Genomic DNA, 6466 nt, shown 5'->3' with positions numbered 1-6466 from the left:
CGTTTCAACCACGCAATCAGCAACTTGGACAACATTAACGAGAACGTGAATGCGTCGAAGAGCCGTATCAAAGATACAGATTTCGCGAAAGAAACGACGGCAATGACCAAATCACAAATTCTATCGCAAGCGTCAAGCTCAATCCTTGCGCAAGCGAAACAAGCGCCTAACTCAGCGCTAAGTCTGCTAGGTTAATCAATTTAACAAAGCAAGAAACCAAAGCCAGGCTCATCCCTGGCTTTTTGCTTATTGGCTATAACGATTCAGATGTGTCCTGACATTATGTTCGATAAGGCATTCATATCGATTAGATGATCTCTTTAAATTCCAATGTTTCTGCGATGGTGGCGCAGAGACACCTGAGTCAAGCAGCTGCGCAAAATGTTGAGTCACAACGCAACCTAACTTCGGGGTTTCGAATCAACTCGGCGAGCGATGATGCGGCAGGTTTACAGATATCGAATACTCTCCATGTACAAACGAGAGGGCTTGATGTCGCCTTAAGAAATGCGCACGACGCTTTTTCTGTTGCTCAAACAGCGGAGGGAGCATTGCACGAAAGCAGTGACATATTGCAACGCTTACGCTCTCTGGGGCTTCAAGCAGCAAACGGCAGTTATGACTCAAGTGATCGGCAAAGTATTCAATATGAGGTCGTAGCGCTGCAAGATGAGCTTGATCGTGTCGCGATCACGACAACATTTGCGGATAAAAACCTGTTTGATGGATCTTACGGTTCACAAAGTTTCCATATTGGCGCGAACGCTAATTCAATCTCTTTGACGTTACGTAACATGCGTAGCCATATCCCAGAGATGGGAGGGCAGCATTATGTCGGTGATGCGGTCGATAAAGATTGGCGAGTCACTAAAGATAACCAAACCCTAAAAGTCGAATACCAAGACAGTAAAGGGCAAACCCAAACGGAATCCATTGGACTCAAATTGGGTGACCGTATAGAACAGGTCGCCACTTACATCAATGCTCAACAATCGATAGTGAATGCTTCAGTAACGGAAAACAACGAACTGCAATTCTTCGCTTCTACGATGAATGCGCCAGAGGGTGTGCTTCTCGATGGGAGTTTAGCGGATGAGCTTGATGTGAGCGCTGGTCAATTAGTCACAATGGATGACATCGATATGTCGATGGCAGGTAAGGCTCAGCTTTCAGTTGGGGTGATTGATGCAGCAATTAAGTACGTTGATTCGCACCGAAGTGAAATTGGCAGCTTTCAGAACCGTGTAAACGGCTCGATGGATAACTTAAATACTGTGAATCGGAGTGTTACAGAGTCCAAGAGTCGAATAAGAGATACAGACTTCGCAAGAGAATCTACGGAAATGGTGCGTTCTCAAGTGCTCCAAGATGCGACAACAGCATTATTGGCTCAGGCAAAGCAAAGGCCGAGTTCGGCACTTGGATTACTTAGCTGAGCGGATTTCATTGATGTAAGTCGATTAGAAACAAAATTTCAGGTAATAAAAAACGCTGCCAATGGCAGCGTTTTTTCGTGTTCGATTAAGTAAAAATTACTTAGTTACACGTAGAACTGGAGTTTCACCAACAGTTACAGAACCAGAAAGCTTGTTTAGCTCTTTGATTTCGTCCATGTTAGAGATAACAACTGGAGTTAGCGTTGACTTCGCTTTCTCTTCTAGAAGAGCTAGATCGAATTCAATTACAGTGTCGCCAGCTTTAACAGTTTGACCTTCTTCAGCGATACGCGTGAAGCCTTCGCCTTTTAGTTCAACTGTGTCGATACCGAAGTGAACGAAAAGCTCAACACCGTCGTCAGACTCGATAGAGAACGCGTGGTTAGTTTCGAAGATCTTACCGATAGTACCGTTTACAGGAGCTACCATTTTGTTGCCTGCTGGCTTGATAGCAATACCGTCACCAACGATTTTCTCAGCGAAAACAACATCTGGCACGTCTTCGATGTTTACAATCTCACCAGAAAGTGGCGCGATGATTTCGATAGCACCAGCGTCAGCGCTGTCATCAGATACAAGCTTCTTAAGTTTGTCAAACAGACCCATTGTGTCATGCTCCTAAGGTTTGGTTTTATTCTGTCGAATTATAGTATACCAATATAGCTCATTAGACGACTTTTTTCGCCGTCTAATGGCCATTAAGTATTGAATTACTTGGTACTACCGATTACTGAGCTTTCTCAGCAATAAACTTTTCTACCACGGCTTCGATTTCTTCTGCTGTCGGTAGAGAAAGGGCTTCTTCAGCCATTGCTTTCACTTCTGCGAAGTTAGAGTTACGAACTACTTTCTTCACTTTAGGGATTGAAATGCCGCTCATTGAGAACTCGTCCAGACCCATACCTAGAAGTAGAAGTGTTGCACGCTCGTCACCTGCAAGTTCACCACACATACCAGTCCATTTACCTTCTGCGTGAGAAGCGTCGATAACTTGCTTGATCACTGTAAGTACAGCTGGTGATAGTGGGTTGTATAGGTGAGAAATCATCTCGTTACCACGGTCAACCGCTAGCGTGTACTGAGTTAGGTCGTTTGTACCGATAGAGAAGAAAGACACTTCCTTCGCTAAGTGGTGTGCGATCGCAGCAGCAGCAGGAGTTTCAACCATAACACCGATTTCGATGTTTTCGTCGAACGCGTGGCCTTCAGCGCGTAGCTCTTCTTTGTACTCTTCGATCGCTTTCTTAAGCTCACGGATTTCTTCGACAGAGATGATCATTGGGAACATGATACGCAGTTTGCCGTGTGCAGAAGCACGTAGGATGCCACGTAGCTGATCACGAAGGATTTCACGACGATCTAGACTGATACGTACAGCACGCCAACCTAGGAATGGGTTCATCTCTTTTGGAAGATCCATGTATGGGAGATCTTTATCGCCGCCGATATCCATAGTACGGATGATCACAGCTTGACCGTTCATTGCTTCCGCAACTTCTTTGTACGCTTGGTACTGTTCTTCTTCAGTTGGTAGCGCAGTACGGTCCATAAATAGGAATTCAGTACGGTACAGACCAACACCTTCACCGCCGTTACGAAGGATACCGTCACAGTCTTTCACTGTACCGATGTTACCGCAAACTTCTACACGATGACCGTCAGTCGTTTCTGCGTGTAGGTCTTTCAGTTTCGCTAGCTCTTCTTTTTCAGCTAGGAATGCTGCTTTAACCGCTTTCGCTTCTTCTAGCTCAGCTTCTGATGGGTTGACAACAATCTTGTTGTTCATTGCGTCAAGAATCAGCATGTCGCCATTCTTAACTTTCTTCGTGATGTCGTTAGTACCAACGATAGCTGGAAGCTCAAGTGAGCGAGCCATGATTGAAGTGTGAGATGTACGACCGCCGATATCACAAGCAAAACCAAGCACGTAGTCTAGGTTAATTTGCGCAGTTTCAGATGGCGTTAGGTCGTAAGCAACAAGAATTACTTCTTCGTTGATATCGCTAAGCGAAACAATGTTGATGCCTAGTGCGTTCTTAACAAAACGAGAACCGATATCGCGGATGTCAGTTGCACGCTCTTTTAAGTATTCGTCGTCTAGAGACTCAAGAGCACATGCTTGCTCTTCGATCACTGAGTGGATAGCGTGATCAGCAGTCATCTTGTCGTTTTTGATAAGTGCTAGGATTTCCTCTTCTAGCTCTTCGTCTTCAAGAAGCATGATGTGACCTTCAAAGATCGCTTCTTTTTCTTCGCCAAACGTTTCAAGCGCTTTTTGCTTGATAGTTTCTAGCTGAGCTGCAGATTTGTTACGAGCGTCAAAGAAACGCTGAACTTCAGCTTCTACTTGATCGTCAGAAATAGTGTTTGTGTTTAGGACAATTTCATCTTCTTGAAGTAGTAGTGCTTTACCGATTGCAATACCAGGAGATGCTAGGATGCCTGAAATCATAGCCTTACCTTAAGTTTGGTCAACTTTATAAAACGGGAGAATAATGGGTGCGCTAACGAATAGTTTTAGCTTAGTTTTGAGCCTATTTCCAACGAAGCCATTTTGCTTTCACAAAATGGCTTCTGGAGTAGGAGACCGGATTAGTGTAGTTGGTCCATTAGAGCAACTAGGTGGTCAACTGCTTGCTGAGCTTGTGGGCCTTCAGCAGAAATAGTAACTTGAGTACCTTTTACTAGGCCTAGTGTTTGTAGTTTGAACAGGCTCTTAGCGCTAGCGCTTTTACCGTTAGAAGTCACAGTGATGTCTGCGTCGAATGCTTTTGCTTCTTTAACAAACTGTGCAGCTGGACGAGTGTGAAGGCCGTTTTCTGCTGTGATTTCTACTTGCTTCTCGTACATGTGATATACCCCAATAAATGTATTTTTTTGTTAGTTTGTGACCAGATTTTAGCTTAACTGCTTTACATCTTGTGCGCTAGCACGGGAAGAGTTCAAAGCGCGTCAGTTCTGATACTAGTCAAAAGTTTGGTAACTACGCAACTGTTTGCGTGCGTAATCACTTTGAAACCTTTTTGTGTTCTGCTTCTTTATTTTGAAGCTAGAAATAAAACACCCTGATATTACCAAAGGTAGGGCAGGGATCAACAAAAAAGCCCCTAAACGGGGCTTTTTTAAACTAAAAATTGATTTGAACACATATTATTGTTGGTTCTCTTTTTCGGTAAAGATACCTGCAAAGAGTGCTGTACTTAGGTAACGCTCACCGGAACTTGGCAAGACAGTTACAATTGTTTTTCCTTCAAATTCAGGTAGTTCTGCAAGTCGGTTCGCTGCAACAACCGCTGCGCCAGATGAGATACCAGCTAGGATACCTTCCTCTTCCATTAGGCGACGAGCCATCTCAATCGCTTCTTCTGAGGTAACTTGCTCAACACGGTCAATAATGTCTAAATCGAGGTTACCAGGGATGAAACCAGCACCGATACCTTGAATTTTGTGTGGGGCAGGTTGGATTTCTTCGCCAGCAAGTGCTTGTGCAATAACCGGAGACTCTGCTGGCTCAACTGCAACAGAAGTGATGGCTTTGCCTTTTTCACCTTTGATGTAACGGCTAGTACCTGTAATAGTACCGCCCGTACCAACACCAGCAACGAATACGTCGATTTCACCGTCTGTCGCTTCCCAAATCTCAGGGCCCGTAGTCTTTTCGTGGATTTCTGGGTTCGCTGGGTTGTCAAATTGTTGAAGAAGTAGGTACTTCTCAGGGTTGCTTGCTACGATTTCTTCTGCTTTAGCAATCGCCCCTTTCATGCCTTTCGCCGCTTCAGTCAGCTCAAGGTTCGCGCCTAGTGCTTTTAGTAGCTTACGGCGTTCTAGGCTCATTGATTCAGGCATGGTCAATGTTAGCTTGTAACCGCGAGCAGCCGCTACGAATGCTAGAGCAACACCTGTGTTACCACTGGTAGGTTCTACAAGCTCTACACCTGGCTTAAGAAGCCCCGCTTTCTCTGCTTCCCAAATCATGTTTGCACCGATACGGCACTTAACACTGAAGCTAGGGTTACGCGCTTCAATTTTCGCGAGAACTTTGCCTTTACTTACTTTGTTTAGACGAACGAGAGGTGTATTACCAATAGTAAGAGAGTTATCTTCGTAGATTTTGCTCATAGTGATGTTCCTTCATTACACGTTGTGTGAATATGGATAGAAGAATATGCGGTATGAAAAAAAGGGAAAAGGATTAAAAAGTTATATCTTATTAGGTTGGCCCAGAACTTGATAAAAGAAAAGGGAAAAGCTGGCGCTGATCCCTTTCCTTAATCTCTAATCGACTATCGTTGGTGCTTAAACTCCGCGACCCACATAGCGGTTGCACCACATATTGCTACAGGCATGACAATGAGGTTCAAAATTGGGATCGTCGTAAATACAGACACCAATACCCCAAAGCCATAGGCCTTACCTTGCTTTTGTTTCAATTTGTAACGCATGTCGTTAAATGGGATTTTGTGGTTATCAAACGGGTAGTCACAATATTGAATCGCGAGCATCCAGGCGGTAAAGATAAACCATAAAAATGGGCCTACTGTTTGTCCAAGGGCAGGGATGAGCAATAACAGGAATAGGCCTATTGCTTTAGGTAAAATGTAAAGGAGCTTTCTCCACTCACGAGCTAAAACGCGAGGAACATCTTTCAGGACGGCAGTGAAACCATCATCATTTACTTTTTGTCCCGTTAAGTACTCTTCCACTTTTTCAGCCAAGAGGCCATTGAATGGCGCGGCGATAAAGTTCGCGAGCGTGCTGAAAAAATAGGAGAAGGTAGCGAGTATCGTCAGAGCGAGTAAAGGCCAAAGAATGTAAGTTAACCAGGATAAAAACTCAGGCAGCTGCCCAATCCAGCCTTCTATCCATATATTAAGGTTTGAAAATAGATAGAAGATGGCACCACCTACAAGCAAGATATTTGCAAGTAGAGGTAAGATGACAAAGCGCCTGATTTTAGGGGCAAGTGCCAATTGTATCCCGTATAGAAAATAACCGAACCCGGTTCTCTGCTGATTGTTTTGCTTCATGTC

The 6466-nt window shown here is 44.3% G+C and carries 7 protein-coding genes; 2 read left to right on the top strand and 5 right to left on the bottom strand.

Annotation, left to right across the window (positions count from 1 at the left end; genetic code table 11):
• A partial coding sequence (locus R7Q09_RS17995; protein ID WP_031855108.1) for a flagellin occupies positions 1–195 on the top strand: 195 nt, incomplete at its 5' end.
• Between the two features lie 116 nt (positions 196–311).
• On the top strand, positions 312–1436 hold the full coding sequence (locus tag R7Q09_RS17990; RefSeq protein ID WP_154204775.1) for a flagellin: 1125 nt from the start codon (positions 312–314) through the stop codon (positions 1434–1436).
• 96 nt (positions 1437–1532) lie between these two features.
• On the opposite strand, the gene crr is transcribed toward R7Q09_RS17990, so the two are convergent.
• The 5 genes from crr to cysZ form a co-directional block, all read right to left on the bottom strand.
• Positions 1533–2042, bottom strand: a complete 510-nt coding sequence (crr, locus tag R7Q09_RS17985) for a PTS glucose transporter subunit IIA (RefSeq protein WP_005382041.1) — start codon at positions 2040–2042, stop codon at positions 1533–1535.
• A gap of 121 nt (positions 2043–2163) precedes the next feature.
• The gene (gene ptsI, locus R7Q09_RS17980; protein ID WP_005389298.1) at positions 2164–3888 is read right to left on the bottom strand and encodes a phosphoenolpyruvate-protein phosphotransferase PtsI; all 1725 of its coding nucleotides are present in this window, start codon (positions 3886–3888) and stop codon (positions 2164–2166) included.
• A 140-nt stretch (positions 3889–4028) separates the two neighbouring features.
• On the bottom strand, positions 4029–4286 hold the full coding sequence (locus tag R7Q09_RS17975; protein ID WP_005382043.1) for an HPr family phosphocarrier protein: 258 nt from the start codon (positions 4284–4286) through the stop codon (positions 4029–4031).
• A gap of 300 nt (positions 4287–4586) precedes the next feature.
• Entirely contained in the window at positions 4587–5555 is a 969-nt protein-coding gene (gene cysK, locus R7Q09_RS17970) for a cysteine synthase A (protein WP_005382045.1), read from the bottom strand.
• Positions 5556–5719: 164 nt separating this feature from the next.
• Positions 5720–6463 carry a sulfate transporter CysZ gene (gene cysZ / locus R7Q09_RS17965; RefSeq protein ID WP_025998633.1) on the bottom strand — a complete coding sequence of 248 codons (744 nt, stop codon included), beginning with the start codon at positions 6461–6463 and terminating at the stop codon, positions 5720–5722.
• Between the last annotated feature and the right edge of the window lie 3 nt (positions 6464–6466).

Source organism: Vibrio sp. 2130-1 (genome assembly GCF_033339515.1).
This window is presented reverse-complemented; position numbering and strand designations above follow the sequence as displayed.